Origin of the sequence: Rummeliibacillus pycnus (assembly GCF_044359855.1) — a bacterium.
GTDB classification, from domain to species: domain Bacteria; phylum Bacillota; class Bacilli; order Bacillales_A; family Planococcaceae; genus Rummeliibacillus; species Rummeliibacillus pycnus_A.
The window spans coordinates 3,779,550-3,796,475 of record NZ_CP132291.1 but is presented as its reverse complement, the minus strand read 5'-3'; the positions used below and the strand labels follow the sequence as shown (position 1 = coordinate 3,796,475).

At 35.4% G+C, this 16,926-nt stretch carries 16 protein-coding genes; 5 read left to right on the top strand and 11 right to left on the bottom strand.

Annotated features, from left to right (window positions below; all coding sequences use genetic code 11):
- Positions 1-59: 59 nt before the first annotated feature.
- Positions 60-524 carry a hypothetical protein gene (locus tag Q8X41_RS18430; protein WP_397537698.1) on the top strand — a complete coding sequence of 155 codons (465 nt, stop codon included), beginning with the start codon at positions 60-62 and terminating at the stop codon, positions 522-524.
- Positions 525-629: 105 nt separating this feature from the next.
- Here the strand turns inward: Q8X41_RS18430 and Q8X41_RS18425 are convergent, their stop codons facing one another.
- On the bottom strand, positions 630-1,046 hold the full coding sequence (locus Q8X41_RS18425) for a tyrosine-type recombinase/integrase (protein ID WP_397537697.1): 417 nt from the start codon (positions 1,044-1,046) through the stop codon (positions 630-632).
- 489 nt (positions 1,047-1,535) lie between these two features.
- Here Q8X41_RS18425 and Q8X41_RS18420 point away from each other — a divergent pair, with 489 nt between their 5' ends.
- Together Q8X41_RS18420 and Q8X41_RS18415 are read left to right on the top strand one after the other, a co-directional pair.
- Complete coding sequence (locus Q8X41_RS18420; protein ID WP_397537696.1) at positions 1,536-1,961, top strand: sigma-70 family RNA polymerase sigma factor; 426 nt, start codon at positions 1,536-1,538, stop codon at positions 1,959-1,961.
- On the top strand, positions 1,951-2,985 hold the full coding sequence (locus tag Q8X41_RS18415; RefSeq protein ID WP_397537695.1) for a DUF4030 domain-containing protein: 1,035 nt from the start codon (positions 1,951-1,953) through the stop codon (positions 2,983-2,985). The genes Q8X41_RS18420 and Q8X41_RS18415 overlap by 11 nt, the downstream gene beginning before the upstream one ends.
- A gap of 31 nt (positions 2,986-3,016) precedes the next feature.
- Here Q8X41_RS18415 and Q8X41_RS18410 read toward each other — a convergent pair whose 3' ends face one another.
- Positions 3,017-3,445 carry a hypothetical protein gene (locus Q8X41_RS18410; protein WP_397537694.1) on the bottom strand — a complete coding sequence of 143 codons (429 nt, stop codon included), beginning with the start codon at positions 3,443-3,445 and terminating at the stop codon, positions 3,017-3,019.
- 434 nt (positions 3,446-3,879) lie between these two features.
- Here Q8X41_RS18410 and Q8X41_RS18405 point away from each other — a divergent pair, with 434 nt between their 5' ends.
- Complete coding sequence (locus Q8X41_RS18405) at positions 3,880-4,401, top strand: tyrosine-type recombinase/integrase (RefSeq protein ID WP_397537693.1); 522 nt, start codon at positions 3,880-3,882, stop codon at positions 4,399-4,401.
- A 289-nt stretch (positions 4,402-4,690) separates the two neighbouring features.
- Here the strand turns inward: Q8X41_RS18405 and Q8X41_RS18400 are convergent, their stop codons facing one another.
- Genes Q8X41_RS18400 through dapB form a run of 4 tightly spaced genes read right to left on the bottom strand, consistent with a single transcriptional unit; the run spans position 4,691 to position 8,248 of the window.
- Positions 4,691-5,884 carry a CCA tRNA nucleotidyltransferase gene (locus tag Q8X41_RS18400; protein ID WP_397537692.1) on the bottom strand — a complete coding sequence of 398 codons (1,194 nt, stop codon included), beginning with the start codon at positions 5,882-5,884 and terminating at the stop codon, positions 4,691-4,693.
- On the bottom strand, positions 5,877-7,013 hold the full coding sequence (gene bshA / locus Q8X41_RS18395; RefSeq protein WP_397537691.1) for an N-acetyl-alpha-D-glucosaminyl L-malate synthase BshA: 1,137 nt from the start codon (positions 7,011-7,013) through the stop codon (positions 5,877-5,879). The genes Q8X41_RS18400 and bshA overlap by 8 nt, the downstream gene beginning before the upstream one ends.
- Positions 7,014-7,028: 15 nt before the next feature.
- Entirely contained in the window at positions 7,029-7,433 is a 405-nt protein-coding gene (gene mgsA / locus Q8X41_RS18390; RefSeq protein ID WP_397537690.1) for a methylglyoxal synthase, read from the bottom strand.
- A gap of 17 nt (positions 7,434-7,450) precedes the next feature.
- Positions 7,451-8,248: a 4-hydroxy-tetrahydrodipicolinate reductase gene (gene dapB / locus Q8X41_RS18385; protein WP_397537689.1), complete on the bottom strand. Its 798-nt coding sequence runs from the start codon at positions 8,246-8,248 to the stop codon at positions 7,451-7,453.
- Between the two features lie 267 nt (positions 8,249-8,515).
- On the opposite strand from dapB, the gene Q8X41_RS18380 reads away from it, so the two are divergent.
- On the top strand, positions 8,516-9,382 hold the full coding sequence (locus Q8X41_RS18380; protein WP_397537688.1) for a YitT family protein: 867 nt from the start codon (positions 8,516-8,518) through the stop codon (positions 9,380-9,382).
- Between the two features lie 89 nt (positions 9,383-9,471).
- On the opposite strand, the gene Q8X41_RS18375 is transcribed toward Q8X41_RS18380, so the two are convergent.
- The 5 genes from Q8X41_RS18375 to Q8X41_RS18355 form a co-directional block, all read right to left on the bottom strand.
- Entirely contained in the window at positions 9,472-9,795 is a 324-nt protein-coding gene (locus Q8X41_RS18375; protein WP_397537687.1) for a DUF3870 domain-containing protein, read from the bottom strand.
- A 95-nt stretch (positions 9,796-9,890) separates the two neighbouring features.
- Positions 9,891-11,339 (bottom strand): NAD-dependent succinate-semialdehyde dehydrogenase, encoded by a 1,449-nt coding sequence (locus tag Q8X41_RS18370; protein ID WP_397537686.1) that lies wholly within the window; start codon positions 11,337-11,339, stop codon positions 9,891-9,893.
- Between the two features lie 18 nt (positions 11,340-11,357).
- On the bottom strand, positions 11,358-13,325 hold the full coding sequence (locus Q8X41_RS18365) for a hydantoinase B/oxoprolinase family protein (RefSeq protein WP_397537685.1): 1,968 nt from the start codon (positions 13,323-13,325) through the stop codon (positions 11,358-11,360).
- 19 nt (positions 13,326-13,344) lie between these two features.
- A complete protein-coding gene (locus tag Q8X41_RS18360; RefSeq protein WP_397537684.1) occupies positions 13,345-15,375 on the bottom strand; it encodes a hydantoinase/oxoprolinase family protein in 2,031 nt (676 codons plus the stop codon).
- A 44-nt stretch (positions 15,376-15,419) separates the two neighbouring features.
- The gene (locus Q8X41_RS18355) at positions 15,420-16,895 is read right to left on the bottom strand and encodes an APC family permease (RefSeq protein WP_397537683.1); all 1,476 of its coding nucleotides are present in this window, start codon (positions 16,893-16,895) and stop codon (positions 15,420-15,422) included.
- Positions 16,896-16,926 lie beyond the last annotated feature (31 nt).

Here is a 16,926-nt window from a genome sequence, read left to right as displayed (position 1 = left end):
CTTGTTCTTTTTCTAATAGAGAAGGAATTAATAATAATTAAAAAAAAGGGGGGGGATTTATGAGAATGATTCTAGATAATCTATATTTCAAACTCATCCTTATTTTAATAGTTACATGTACTGTAAGTATCTATTCTTATACCAACGCAAACTTGTATCAGAATATAAATGGACTAAAACAGTACTCAGTTTATTCTCTAATTATATTAATAATAGCTGGAATCCTTTTATTTTCTAAAACAAATTCATTGAACATTAAAATACTATATTGGGTTTTAATGTTGTTATCTATTGGATGTTTAATTATATATAATTATGAAAAACCTGAATATACCTATAAAGAAGCCGTAAATCTAATAAAAGATAAAGAAAATTTAGATATAATTAATAAACCACAAATTAACATGCACACAAAAAAAGATAATCAGTTATATGAAATTTATAAAATTGTTGGAAAATCCAAAGGTACAGTCAAAACCTTTTCATTCGATCCATATACAGGAGAAATTTATGAAATTAAATAATATTCTTGAATTAAAATCTATAATATTGTACTTTACCTATTTCCGTTTAAAAAAATAAAACACCAACGGAAAATTTTCCACAGGTTTATATTTCAAAAAAAACTTTTATAATGCAAAATATTCCATCGTCGCATTGACTTCATCCTCGCTCATACCTATATACTTCATAGTGATTGATGGCGCCGAGCGATTAAATAACTGCTGCAACACCGCCACATCCTTATTTTGCTTATAAAGATGATACCCAAACGTTTTTCGCATGGTATGCGTGCCAATATCATCCCTACAGAGTGCCTCTGCAGCACTCTGTAGGCCTGTTTGGTGGATAGAAATATGGCTATTCCCTTTCTGATTCGGGAAAAGACACGTAGAAGAGCTCATATCGCGAGTATAGTCCTTGATTAGTTCTCTAGTTGCTCTCGGAATCAAAAATAGTTTCGTTTTCTTCGTTTTTTGCTCCGTAATCACTAAGTGCGTTTTCCCTCGAACATCTTGGATCATTAAAGGCACCAGATAACTCACACGCAGCCCCACATTATTCCTAAATTAAATTAAAACAAATCCCTGGTACTCGCATATTTGGAGAGCGTCCACCGAAAATCTTCAATTTCTGACTTCGTACGTAATGGCTACACATTCGCTTCTTTGGTCATTAGAACCCCTCATTCCATCTGTTTTCATACAGTATTGTGTATCTTATTATGTAATCATAGATTTAATCGCGTTTCTGACAAGAAAAGTTTTTTGTTTTTTCTATGCTTTTTAGTAGGCTTTTCACTAAAGTTACGCTATAAGCATAGCCACCAGTAAAAAAGTTTATATCCAAATTTTTGTATAAATCTAAAATAAATTTTTAAAAGTTACGGCTAAATTCGAATTTTTACTGTCTAATAAATATAGAGGAAAGATAGGAGGCGATTATTCTGCCAAAGAAAAAATCAATGTCAAAGAAAGAAAAAGAAGCATTATTCTCGCTATTCCAAGAATATCAACAAGATATTTTACACTTATGTGAAAAATAGTGAGGATGCTTTAGATGTAGTACAAGAAGTTGCATATCGAGCCTTTAAGAAGTTCGATACATTAAAAGAAATGAATTATTTCAAGACATGGTTGTTCAAAATCACAATAAATTGCTCCATAGATTGCTTAAGAAAGAATAACAAGATTATCATTGAATCTAGCGACTTGGAAAACTTATGGGACGGTTCAGATAATGATCTAGATGTTCCTCTCAGCCTTTCATTACAAGATATTTTAGATGAGTTGGATATGACAGAGAAAACGGTAATCTTATTAAAGTATTATCAAGAATATACGTTTCAGGAAATTTCTTCGGTTATGTACTTGCCGTTAAGTACTGTTAAAACTATTACATATCGCGCTTTGAAAAAACTCAAAAAAATTGTAAAGAAGGAGGATATCTATGGAGGATAATAATCAAATTCAAAAGAACTTAAATTCAATTAAAATTCCTAATGAACTAAATGAGAGGGTTATGAAAGGTTTTAAGCAAGCAGAGGAGGAAATGAGCAATCAATCGTTAAAGAAAAAAGGAACTTTTAAAAAGAAATTCTTCCTCGGGTCTTCTGCCGCTGTTCTGTTTATAGGGCTTTTTATCGGTTCTACTTTTGTTTCACCAGCAATGGCTACACTCGCTTCCAAAATCCCCTTGTTCAATACGGTTTTTAATAGAGGGACAATTGAAGATGCATTAACTAAATATCTGAGGGAAAAAGGCTTTGAAGTAAAACACATTTCCCAAGATTATATAAAGCACACGCTCTTAATTTCTATTGATTCTAAACAATATGACCATCAAAAAAAAGAGGTAGAGCAAGCCGCAAAACAATATCTACATCAGGAAGGATACAACAAAATTAACATTAAGGTAAAAAGAAATACTGGAGACATAGTACTTGAGAACATAAAGGAATATCCTTTAGAAAATAAAGATTTTCTCTTTGAAATTAGGAAACAAATGAAGGAAGCTGGATTCAATTTAACGTACAATCAGTTCATGATAAAACCGAAACCAGCTGAATTGACGTTATTAATTCCTGAAAGTGACTATAACACAAGAAAAAATGAAATCATTCGTATTGTGATAGAAGCTGGTGAGGCTTATAATGTAGGGGATTTTAAAATATCATTTGAGACATTTATTTTTGATCAACGTGAGCGTAACACTAGGTGGATGAATATTGTTAGTACTCTTAATGAAGTGTTGCTTAATAATGAAAAATATTCCATAAAGTCATTTGGTTACTCTGTTAAAGACAAGGTTAAATTATATGTTCAATTAAACATTCGGGCAGGAGATTCAAGAGCAAAAGAAAAAGCAAAGCTCATTGAACAAGACATTCATGAATTTCTCTCCTCTCAGGAAATTAAAAAAACGATTAAAGACGACCAGTATCAAATTGAAATAACAAGTAAAGATAATAAAAAAATAAATTAAAAAACAGGAGATAATCTCCTGTTTTTTTATGTTAGTCAATATAATCAATTCTAAGATCTTTGTCCATTTTATAGTTTTCGGAATGGGTTGCAAAAAACTCAGCTTTGCCTTCTATACCATCACAATAATCGCTAATACCTCTCCAGACGATATCATATGCTGGATTCCAAATTCTATTTCCGGGGACATCCATCTGTGGGGCTACAAAATCATCGGCATTTTGCGGATCATATTCGTATAATCTATAAGCTATAAAACTATCGGTGCCTTTAATTGAAAGTGGAGTATGCCCAAGTACTCTTATACCAAAGTCTCCTCCACCAGAACTAGCAATTTTTCTATCTGCACTCGTACGGAAAGTATTGTCGTTGTGCAAAGTGAACCAGTCAGTTTGAATAGTTTGCCATCCTGCAGCAAATGTTGAAATAGACTTATCTTCTACTGGATAAAGTTCCGCCACAACCCCCGTTTTTTCATCTACACGGATTGAATGACGTTATCTTCACCAAACATTTCCTTCGCACGTTCTATGGTCACTGCTGAAATTAATTTAAATGATTTCCTCTTGATTTTAATTATTCTTTTTAGTTAGTGCTTATGTGATGTTAGAGTTCTCACAGGACAATGCATTAATTAATATTTAAATACATATCAAACACCTTTTAAATCACTCATCAACAAGATAATGAAGTACATATTTCAAAACCGTTATAGCACCTTCCACAAACTCTATACCTTGTCCTGTTATTACTTAGGTCTGCAATGAACCTAACTTAATTACACACCCATACAAGCACACGATAATTAAAGTCACTTTTAATCGTATCGATATTTAATTGATTTTTTAACAAGTAAAAAGCAAAAGGTACACAAGGGTTAAACGGTAAATATATGGTGCTCAAGAGTATTTTTTCGAAAGCTGTAAAATGGGGAGTTATTAAAGATAATCCTATGAAGAATGTGGACGAACCAAAAGATAAAGTAAGACATAGGGGAATGAAATTTTATGATGAAAATCAAATAAAACAACTTTTAGCTACTTTAGAAAACGTTGATATGAAATTTAGAATTTCAGTAAAATTAGCATTATTTGTTGGTTTACTCATGGCAGAAATAGGAGGAATACGAATAGATTGTTTAAATTTTGATGATAATACAATTTTGATCAATAAGACTTTGCAATACGACAAGGATTTTAAAAAGTATTTTTTAGGACCAACTAAAAATAAAAAATCTCGCATCGTTAGTGTACCCTCTACATTTATGAAAGAACTTAAACTATATGCTGAAAAACAAGAAAAATTAAAGGAAGTACATGGAACAGAATGGAACCCATTGTTAAACCAAGAAGGCAACAAGATAGATTTACTAATTTCAAGAGATGATGGATTTTCTAATTATTCTCATAACTTGTAGCGTTGGAGAAATTTTATTAAACGATACAATTTACCACCGCTTAATTTTCATGGATTACGACATTCTTGGGCTTCTTACATGATTAGTAAAAATGTGAATTTCAGTCATACAAGAACAATTAGGGCATTCAAGTATTCAAGAAACATTAAATACTTATAGTCACTTGACTAAAAAAGATAAATCAAAAGCAAGTGACCTGTTTGACGTTTTAATTTAAATAGTCGCTTTTGGTCACTTGCTCTAAATTACAAAAAATATTTACATCCTAAATATTGTTATATCAACGGTTTTATATTCCACTGTCACGTTCACTCAAAAACCATTCCTTTATATGTTGTTGGTCATTAGACAGACGATTCTCAAGAATTTCTGTTAATATTTTTTCAAGAGTTTCTTTTAACCACGATCCGCCTTTTTTACCACTCCATTTAATTAAATCATGCCCTGATACAACTAAATCCGTTTTCTTTTGAATAGCTAAATTCGCTTTATTCTGTTCAATTTCTTCTACAGATTTAGGTTGTGTTGGGATATTTTCGAGATAGTCAGCAAATACATAAGCTGTTTTCAAAACTTCTAAGTCAAATTCAAAATAATGTCTCTTCGTCCATCCTTGAGAAATTAATGATTGGTATGCCTCAATTATATCTTTTACAATTTTTTTCTCGTTATTTGAGCATTTAAATGTATGCATGATTTTTACATCTTGTTGAGGTTGTAATAAGCAGAAAAAAGCCCATCCTTTCCAAGATTCCATTCCCGCTTCAAAATTTTCCCAACTACCAATTTGGATATATTCACCTGGTAAAAACTCATCTAAACCGGATTGTTTAATATTTTGCATCGCTTTTTCAGGATGTTCACTAACAAAAATCTTGTCGAATTCAGCTTTTATACGTTCTTTTGCGATAAAATGTAGATCTTTAGCTTGTTTTGAAATACCCTCAAATGTAGAGTCTTCTATTTGAAAACCTAGTTGTGCACTAAAACGAATAGCCCGTAGCATTCGTAAGGCATCCTCTTTAAATCGCTCTATTGGTTCTCCAACAGCTCTTATTACACCATTTTGTAAATCTTCTTTACCACCAAACAAATCAATAATTTCCTGATTTCCTGACATGGCCATTGCATTAATCGTAAAATCTCGTCGTTTTAAATCCTCTGCTAATGATGACACGAAATGTACTTCATCTGGGCGACGGTGGTCTTGATAGGTTCCTTCTGTACGATATGTCGTTACCTCTACAGGACTTAATGGATGTATTACAAGAACTGTACCATGCGAAATACCGACATCAGCTGTATGAATAAAAACAGCCTTTACCTCCTCAGGTACTGCATTCGTCGCCACATCAACATCATTCGCCGGATGACCTCTTAATGAATCACGAACTGCACCACCTACTATAACAGCCTCATACCCATTTTCTTCAAGTAACGATATTACGTCAAATGCAGCTTCCCATGCATTTTGTTTAATCATATTTTCGTGCCACCTTTTCATAAAGCGCCTCATATTGTTCCACAATATTCGATGAATGGAATCTATGATTTGCAGTATAAATAGCTGATTCTCCAAATTGCTGTAACTTTTTGTCATCTTGTAGCAATTCAATTGCAAATTGTGCAGCCTTCTCATAATCGCCGAGTTCCACAATATAACCATTTTCACCATGCTCGATCACTTCAGGAATTCCACCAATATTCGTACCAATCCCTGGTACTCCACAAGCCATCGCTTCTAACAAAACTAGTCCAAATGCTTCTTTTTCAGACATTAATAACTTTAAGTCACTCATTGCATAAAGCTCCGATAGATTTTCTTGCTTACCTAAAAACAAAATATCTGAAGCAAATTCACACTTTTTCACTTCATGCATGATTTGATTTTTCTCTGGGCCATCGCCAACTAATAATAATTTGGCAGGCATTGTTTCACGTACTTTTATAAAAGTTCGAATGATATCCGGTACGTGTTTTACTTTTCTAAAGTTTGAAACATGTATTAACACTTTTTCGTTTTCTAGTATGTCAAAATCCTTTTTTAGCTGAGTTCCATCTTTTGGTGTATATTCACGTTCATCTACAAAATTATAAATCGTTTCAATCGGTTTTGCTGTTTCGATTAGATCATATGTCTGTTGTTTCAATGAGTCGGATACCGCTGTTACTATATCTGACTTTTCAATACCATATCGAATTGCACTTGTTAAAGCAGAGTCATATCCTAAAACTGTTATATCTGTTCCATGTAATGTAGTGACAATTCCAATATCTTGTCCAGACATATCACGTGCTAATGCTGCACATACCGCGTGAGGTATCGCATAATGTACATGCAATACATCTAACTCTTCACTTTGAATCACGTCTGCCATTTTACTCGCTAGTGCAATATCGTATGGTGGATATTGAAAAACAGAATAATTATTTACTTGAACTTCATGATAAAAAATATTTGGATAAATTTTATTTAAACGAAAAGGCATACTAGAAGTAATGAAATGAATCTCGTGACCTCTTTCCGCCAACATTTTACCTAGCTCTGTTGCCATAACCCCAGAGCCTCCAACGGTCGGATAACATGTGATACCGATTTTTAATTTTTTCATCCGACCACTCCCTTTCTATTTTCTGCGTTCTTGTATTAAACGCCAGTCGATAAATCCTTCTTGTAATCCCTTTAATAACACTTCTGCAGTACCCATATTGGTAGCTAACGGAATTTGATAAACATCACTTAAACGTATCAAAGCAGAGACGTCTGGTTCATGAGGTTGAGCAGTTAATGGATCACGGAAGAATATGACCATATCCATATCATTATTGGCAATCATACTCCCAATTTGTTGGTCCCCGCCTAATGGGCCTGAACGGAAACGCGTCACATCTAAGCCTGTTGCATCAATTACTCTTTGCCCAGTTGTACCTGTAGCAAATAACTCATGCTGCGATAGAATGTCACGATATGCTGTCACAAATTGCACCAAATCATCTTTTTTCTTGTCATGCGCAATTAATGCGATTTTCATATTACCTTCCCTACCTTTTATAATATGTTTTCTAAACCATAAACTAATTCTTTTAAATCCATTACCTTTTCAATGGATAATTTTACACCTGTCATGAAGGATTTACGATCAAATGAATCATGACGCACTGTTAATAGCTCTCCCGTCCCACCAAATAACACTTGTTGATGTGCAACCAATCCTGGTAAACGTACACTATGGATACGCATTCCCTCAAAATCCGCACCCCTTGCCCCAGGAATATTTTCATGTTCTTCTGGATGACCTTGTTTATGAGATAATCGATTTTCAGCCATCAATTGAGCTGTTTTTACCGCTGTACCAGAAGGCGCATCTAATTTTCTATCATGATGCATTTCAATGATTTCAATGTCAGGAAAATAGTTTGCAGCCATTTGGGCAAACTTCATCATTAAAACAGCACCAATCGCAAAGTTAGGTGCAATAATACAGCCTATTTCTGATGACTTTGCAAGATTAGTAAGTTCTTCTAACTGTCCATCAGTAAAACCTGTTGTTCCAATTACAGGGCGTACACCTGCAAAAAGTGCAGTTTTCGTATGTTCATATCCTGCTAATGGTGTTGTTAAGTCTACAAAAACATCTGCTTTTACGGCATCAAATAATGTATGTAATTCTGTATAAACAGGTACGTCATATTGTTCAGGAAATTGTTCATATTGAGCTAAGTTTACTGCTAAATCTTTATGATCTAATACTGCCACTAACTCCATATTGTCATCGTTCATTACTGTGTGGACTGCTTCTTGTCCCATTTTACCTCTTGGTCCAGCGATTACAACTCGAATTATCATTACTTCTCTTCCTTTCTATTCCAACGATCTTGATCTCGTATTTTTCCTTATCCTAATCAACTAAAATGGTAGTTGTCAAAATCCATAAAATACATGATAATATATTCTTGTGTTAAGTTATTAAAATTGGAAAAACCATGTAAAAATGAAGGAAACACTTATAACTATTACTGTATCATCTATCCTAGATGATTTCGATAAATGCAAATATTTTTCTACACATTTATCGTTATTATACTCTACAACTTAAAAATGAGGTGAAATTGTATGTCAAATATTAAAATTAAAAATACTTTGTTCATCATATTAGGTGCTGCCATTTTTAGTTTTGGTTTTGTAAACTTTAATATACAAAACCATTTAGGTGAAGGCGGATTCAATGGTATTACGTTAATCTTATACAACGTATTCCATTTTGATCCTGCTATCATGAACTTAGTATTAAATATACCTATGTTTATCATCGGTTGGCGCGTGCTTGGTCGAAAAACCTTTATCTATACAATTATTGGTACCGTATCTGTTTCTGTATTTATAAAGTTATTCCAAATTTATCAGTTCCCAATCGATTTGCACAATGATATGTTCCTTGTCTCTTTATTTGCCGGTGTATTTCTTGGAATTGGACTAGGTATAATCTTCCGTGTAGGAGGTACAACCGGTGGTGTCGATATTATTGCCCGTCTAGTCAATAAATTCTTCGGATGGTCAATGGGAAAAACGATGTTCATTTTCGATGCAGTTGTTATTATTTTATCATGGATAACTTTCTTAGATGCTCGTTCTGTTATGTATACCTTAGTCTGTGTGTTTGTAACAGCACAAGTAATCGACTTTGTTCAAGAAGGCGCTTATTCAGCAAGAGGTGCCATCATTATCTCAAACAATAATAATGAGATTGCAGAACGTATTGCCAAACAAATGGATCGTGGCGTCACTTTTTTAAAAGGGTATGGTTATTACACTAAAGATGATCGTGAAGTAATCTATTGTGTAGTTGGGAAGAATGAAATGTTTAAATTAAAAAGTATTGTTCTATCAGTTGATCCACATGCTTTCATGTCTGTATCTGAAGTCCACGATGTTAGTGGAGAAGGTTTTACACTAGATGATCAAAAAAGACCCATCGAATAAATTTACTTCTATGAATACTTTAATTGCAAAATGATAATAAGGGCACCTTCTTAAGTCCTCAATAAGACTTTGAAGAGTGCCCTTTAACATCAATTATGGCAATTCACATGAACATGTTGTTCATATTGTTTAAATAAATCTTTTAAAGATGATACCAATGCATTACCTGCTTTTCCCAAGTAATGTTCCTTAACAACCTTAATAGGGGTTTCAATACCGTCTTGTAAACTATAACCTCTTAATAAACTTTCAACAAATACTTGACTATGATGTGTTGCTAGTGTACAACTTGCTGCAACGATAACCCCATATTTCTTATCAATTTCTGCAGTAATTGTTAAAGTTTCATATATATTTTTTGCGGCCATCCCTGAAGGAAGTCTTGCATGACCTGCAATAAATATAGTATTCATAATCTCATCCCCCTCGGTAATCTTATGAAAATTCACCTACGTAAATATCATACTATACCGAGATAGAAATAGACAATACTTCAAAAAACCAACAATTATTCTAAGCTAATCGATACAAACTGTGATTCAATATATGGTTCTATTCCCTCGTGTCCACCTTCACGCCCAACACCACTTTCCTTCATTCCACCAAATGGTGCTTGTGTTGTAGAAGGTACGCCATCATTCCACCCAATAATCCCATACTCTAATTTTTCAATCAGTTTCATGCCTTTAGATACATTGTTAGTAAATACATATGCAGCTAAACCATAAGGCGTGTCATTTGCTAAAGTAGCTGCTTCTTCAATGGAAGTAATTTTTTGAATTGGTGCTAAGGGCCCGAACGTTTCTTCATGCATAACAATCATAGAAGGATCTACATCGCAAAGTACAGTTGGCTTATAGAAATTCTCTCCTAGTTCTTGTAATCTTTCACCACCGTAAGCTACCTTGGCACCTTTTTGTATAGCATCTTCAACTTGTTCAATCACTTTATTTAAACTGCTCTTATTAATAAGCGGACCAATATCTGCCGTTTCTTCAATACTATTTGCTACATTTAGACCTTTTACAGCCTCAACAAATCTCTCGACAAATTGATCATGAATTCCTTCTTGTACATAAATACGATTCGCGCAGACACAGGTTTGACCAGTGTTCCGAAATGCTGAAGCAACTGCCTCTCGTACAGCCAGATCAATATTGGCATCATCTAGTACAATTACTGGAGCATGACCTCCAAGTTCTAATGATAAACGCTTTACTTGTGCTGCACTTTGTTCAATTAATTGCTTACCGACTTCTGTTGATCCCGTAAATGTAATTTTCCGGACTTTTTGATTTGCCATTAGTTCGTCGCCAATTTCTTGTGACGAGCCAGTTACCAAGTTGACAACACCTTTTGGGAATCCTGCTTGTTCACATAATTCTACAATTTTTATCGCAGTTAATGGACTTTCACTCGATGGCTTAATAACGATTGTACAACCTGCTGCAAGAGCTGGACCCATTTTTCGAGCTAGCATACCCGCTGGGAAATTCCAAGGTGTGATAGCTCCTACGACTCCAACCGGTTTCTTCCAAACTTGCAAACGCTTATTGGAATTATGCGTTGGAATTGTTTCGCCATAAATCCGTTTCCCCTCTTCTGCATACCAATCTAAAAACGAAGCAACAGAGTCAACTTCTCCGCGAGATTCACGAATTGGTTTGCCCATTTCTAGAGTCATCGTTTTCGCTAACTCTTCCTTATTTTCAAGTACTAGCTCATGTAGCTTGCGAAGTAACTTGCCTCTATCATATGCCGTTGTTTGTGACCAAGTTGCAAATGCAATGTGTGCTGCTTCAATCGCTTCTTTTGTTTCTTTTGTACCGCCATTTGGTACATGTCCAATAACTTCGTTTGTTACTGGATTGGTTACATCACGTGTAGGTAAATCCTTTCCTACCCATTTGCCATTAATATAATTCCCATATGATTTTACGATTGTTTGCTGACTCATATTATCCCTCCAATGTCTTTATTTCCAATGTGGTACCATTCTTTGCTGTAACATATCCCGATATTGCTTTGTTGATATAGGTAGTGCTTTTTTTGTATCATGATCAAAAATAACTCCATGTTTGCGTATTAAATCATATTCATCTATATCACCGTTCAAATACTGTTCTTCTACTACAGCAATATCCTCTTGCAACCAAACTTTGCGATTTTCGCGAATATAAGCACGTTCCTTTTCAGTCGCAATTTCATTAATTTCAAATAAATCAAGATCGCGATCGATTTCCACGATGATAACCCCATAATCCTTTTTCGCACGCTCGATTGATACGTACTCATCAATAACATCATCTAATACAGCTTTTGGATCTCTTAAAAGTGGATCGCCTAATCCACCTCCACCCGCTGATGGACGTGTAAATGAATCGCCTTTTTTCACTTCGACATTAGAAAAAATCGCACCTAAAAATTGTTCATTTTCTTTATTTGGATTCAACCAAGCACCATGTGGAGATGATGGAAGGCCACCTGAAATCCCCCATGTAATAGAACGTGAGCGGTCACAACAATAAGACATCACAGTATCCTCAATTTCCGTTAGAATACCGCCTTTTTCTACACCACACCCACCTCGATATTGGCCTGGACCACCTGAATCGATAACAATTTCATGCTTTGTCGTTACGACCGGAGATAACCTTTCTTGTCCTTCACACGGTTGTACACTTAGACCTACTCCAAATACTGGAGACATTGCATTTGCTCCATCTCTTTTATGGCGACCACCATGTCCACCAGCCATCCAGTCATACCACATAAAGTAATTACGATCTTGTCGTGTATCCCAACCACCAATTAACAAATATTCAAGGTTGAAAGAACATGCTAGAGCACGCTCTGGCATAATACGTGACCATAAGTCAAAACAAGCATTTAGGATTTTCTCGTATGCGCCTGAGCAAAATCCTGTTACTGCTATTGGATACGGCGCATTAACAACTGAATTTTCAGGTAATTCGATATGAACTGCTCTATAAAAGCCTGAGTTTAACGGGATATCAGGGAAGAATGTCTTCGTTCCCGCATAAGCCGCTGACATGGATGCACCAAACCCTGCATTTAAGAAGCAGCCTATATATCGATGTGAACCGCTTAAATCATAGAAAACCTCATCATCTTGAATCGTCATTTTAATTTGAATTGGGATTAAACCATCCCCAATCTGTGGATCCATATCAAGATAATCTGTCGTTTCCCATGTACCATTTGGTAATGCTCGAATATGCGATCGTGCAAGTCTCTCTACATAGTCTTGTACTTCTGCAAACGCTGTCTCAATCGTATCAATACCGTATTTATCAATAAGAGCAAGCAACTGTGTTTCTCCTACTTTTGTTGCTTCTACTTGTGAACGCAAATCACCAAGACGTTCTTCAGGAATACGCATATTTGATACGATTAAATTTGCGACATCCTTTAAAAACATACCTTTACTAATAATACGAGTCGGTGGAATACGCATTCCTTCGCCAAAGTGTTCTTTTGATTTAATATCAAATGATCCTGGCACAGAACCACCCATATCCGCCCAGTGACCATTAACTTGCATAAAGGATATTAAACGACCTTCATAAAATACCGGGCGAATCAATCGAGTATCATTAAAGTGTGTCCCCCCACGGTATGGATCATTTATTATAAATACATCACCAGGGTGAATGTCATCTTTGAAATCTTCTATTACTGCTTTTGCTGTTAAATGTAGGGTACCAACATGAACAGAAATATCTTGTGTTCCTTGCATGACTGTATTTCCATTTGCATCACAAATAGCTGAGCTGAAATCACGGTTATAAATAACAAATGAATAGCAGGTTCTTAAAATTTGTTCTGACATTTGGTCAACTAAATTGACATATGCATTTTTTAAGACCTCAAATGTGACAGGATCTAATTTACTTTGGAATAATTCCGTTTTTGTTGTCATGGCCAGTCTCCTTTACAATTTAATATTGAACAAGTATATTGCGGTATTCATCAACTTTCGCAATAAATGTTGGTGGAATTAAAATTGTAGAATCTAGTTGGTTAATAATTGCCGGTCCTTGAATTTGAATATCTGTTGGCAATTTGTCACGATAAAAAACCGGAGTATTGACGAAACCATTTGATTCTTCAAAGTATACTGGTCTTTCTTCAACAAAAGCATCTTCTAATGTACCTTCTACAAGCACTTTTGGTAATTCAGGTTTTTCAACAATACCAATTGCAGCTACACGTAAGCCATAAACCTCTACTTCTTGAGAAGGATTAAAGAAGGCAAATTCACGCTCATGTTCTCTATGGAATTGTTCTAATACCTCCTCCATAGAGGTAAGTTTGCTTACTGTAATAGATAAAGATCGCCATTGTCCCGCGTACCTCATATCGACATAACGGATAAAGTTCATATCTTCCTCTGCAATACCTTCTTCTTTTAATAAAGCAAAAGCATCAGTTTCCATAGATGCAAATTCATTATCTAACTCATCTACTGTAATTTTCTTGGCATTTGCCATAAATGTTTTCGTAATATCGTGCTGAACATCTACCATTAAGCAACCCATAGCTGCAGCAACACCAGCATACGGTGGGATAATCAACATTGGAATATCCATTTCCTTTGCTAAATAAGCACCATGCATACCTCCAGCACCACCAAAAGCAACTAATGCAAAATCTCGTGGGTCATATCCACGACGAACAGATATTAATCGTAATGCATCACACATATTTGCATTTGCGACTTTTAGAATAGAATCCGCAGCTTCTGCAATACCTAAATCAAATGTTTTTGCAATACTATCACGAATCACTTTTTCTGCCGCTTTTTTATCTAACGACATTTTGCCATCTAATAAGTTCATACCTAGACGACCTAATACTACATTAGCATCAGTATTTGTTGGCTTTGTACCACCTCGACCATAACTAGCTGGGCCAGGCTCTGCTCCAGCACTTTGCGGACCATTACGAAGTGAACCACCTTCATCTGTCCAAGAAATACTACCACCGCCTGCGCCTATTGTTAGGATTTCTATGCTTGGAAAGCCTATAGGATAACCATATTCAATATACCAATCCTTTGTAATACGCAATTCACCTTCATACATAAGTGAAATATCTGTGCTTGTCCCACCCATATCAAAACCTATTGCATTTTTATAACCACAAAGGTTAGCGATATATTTACTCGCAATCGCTCCAGCAGCAATACCTGAGCTGGCTAAACGTGCTGCGTAACGTGGGACTGTTTCAGATGTCATTACTCCACCACCAGAGTGTAAAACTAGAATATCTCCCTCATATTCAAGCTTCTTCATCTCATCTTCTAAACGATGAATATAATTGCTGACTGTAGGACCAAGTACCGCATTAACAATCGTTGTACTCATCCGATCTGTTTCGAAAATTTCAGGTAAAATATCATTTGAATTACAAATGTAGACATCTTTACCTAATTCATCACGTAAAATCTCTTTTACTTTTGTCTCGTTTTCTCCGTTTACATAAGCATTTATAAAGCAAATAGCAACTGATTCAACACCACGTTTTTTTAACTTTTTACCTAATTGACGTACTTCATCTTCATCAATGTATTCTAAAATATTTCCAGCATAGTCAGTACGTTCTGACACTTCAAAGCGATCTCTACGTTTAATATATGGAGGTGCCACGTCATTATAAGCATCCCATAAATCAAGTCTTGTACCATCTCTTATCTCAATAACATCACGGAATCCCTTTGATGTTACAAGTGCGGTTTTCGGTAATTTTCTTTCTATTAACGCATTTGTCCCAACTGTTGTACCATGTGAAAATTGGATAATGTCTTTTCCAGATAACCCAGTTTGTTTTACCCCTTCAACAATTCCTATCTCTGGACTTTTTGGTGTAGAGGATACTTTCGTTACTGAAATTTTCTTTTCCGCTTCATCAAAAACAAAAACATCTGTGAAAGTGCCTCCGACATCAACTGCAAAACGATAATTCGACATACATTCATCCCCCTTGGCAACATGTTTTTGTGATACAACATTTATCAAATAACATCCTCAGTAAAAACCTTGACTTGCTTATTTTTCTTGTCATCATTAACAATATCTTCTTCAGCTAAAATGCGGTTAATTTCTTTATCCATTATTTTATTTGCATTTTCTGCTCCATATTTTTTCATTGAATATTTATAAAGGATGGCTCCAAATGCAGCCCAAGAAATAATTATGACCCATTCGTATGGCCAAACGAGTGCGGATGGCATCCCTGGCATATAAAGTGCTAAAACCCCTACGGATAAAATAATTGCAATCCAGCCAACTAAAGTACCACCTGGTACTTTAAATGGACGTTTTAAATTTGGTTCTCTTTTACGTAAAGCAATAAACGCGCATGCCACAAGAACCCAAGCTACTACTAATGCCATACCACCAGCATCCACAAGCCAAACTAACGCTGGTCTACCAAATAATGGCGCTAAAGTTGTTAATACCGCAATTAATAAAATCGCTTTATGCGGTGTCTTATATTTTGGATGAAGTTCTCCTAATGATTTTGGTAACATTCCGGCTTTTGCTAAAGCAAAAATTGCACGACTTCCTCCTACATAGAAACCAAGCCAACTCGTTAATATGCCTCCTATACCACCTAGTACAAGAATATTCCCCATCATTTTACTGTTTCCAAAAGCTTTCGCCATGGCATCAGCTGTTACTAGATTTGATTTCGCGATTTCTGCTGGTGTCAGCATATATGAGACTCCGAAAATAACCCCAACATACCAAATAATTGCTAATAATACGGAAATTATTAATAATTGCCCAATTCGTTTACGTGGTAAATTGATCTCTTCAGCCGTCTGGGGAATTACATCAAAACCAACAAACATAAATGGAGTCATAATAAGCACGACCATAATACCGCCCCAGCCATCTACAAATAATGGCTTCATATTCGAAACATCGCCTGCTATTGAACTTCCTGTCACAAGTAGCACTCCTGAAATTAAAATAACAAGTGTTAAAATGCTCATAACGACACTTGTTACTTTCATTCCTCGATAATTAATAAACGCCATAATAATGGAGCCTATTACTCCTACAGCCACCCAAGTGAAATTTACATCCCAACCTGAAATTGTATACATATAACCTTTACTATACCCTGGTACGACATATTCAAAAACTGTTGGTAACGCCACTGCCTCGAACGCTACTACTGATACATAGCCTAGCACCATTGCCCATGTTGCTATAAATGATATCTGCCTTCCAAGTGCTTTATAACTAAAGTACAGTTCACCGCCCGAGAGAGGCATCGCCGAGGCAAGCTCGGCGTATGCAAGACCAATAAAAATAACTAAAATTCCTCCGAATAAAAAAGAAATAATCGCACCTAACGAACCTGCTCCAGTGATCCACAATCCAGCTGTAACTACCCATCCCCAACCAATCATTGCACCAAATGCTAATGCCATTACATCGCGATTACCAAGAATCTTCAAAAGTTTTTGATCTTCCACATAAATCCCCCTTTGTTGAAAGAACTTATTT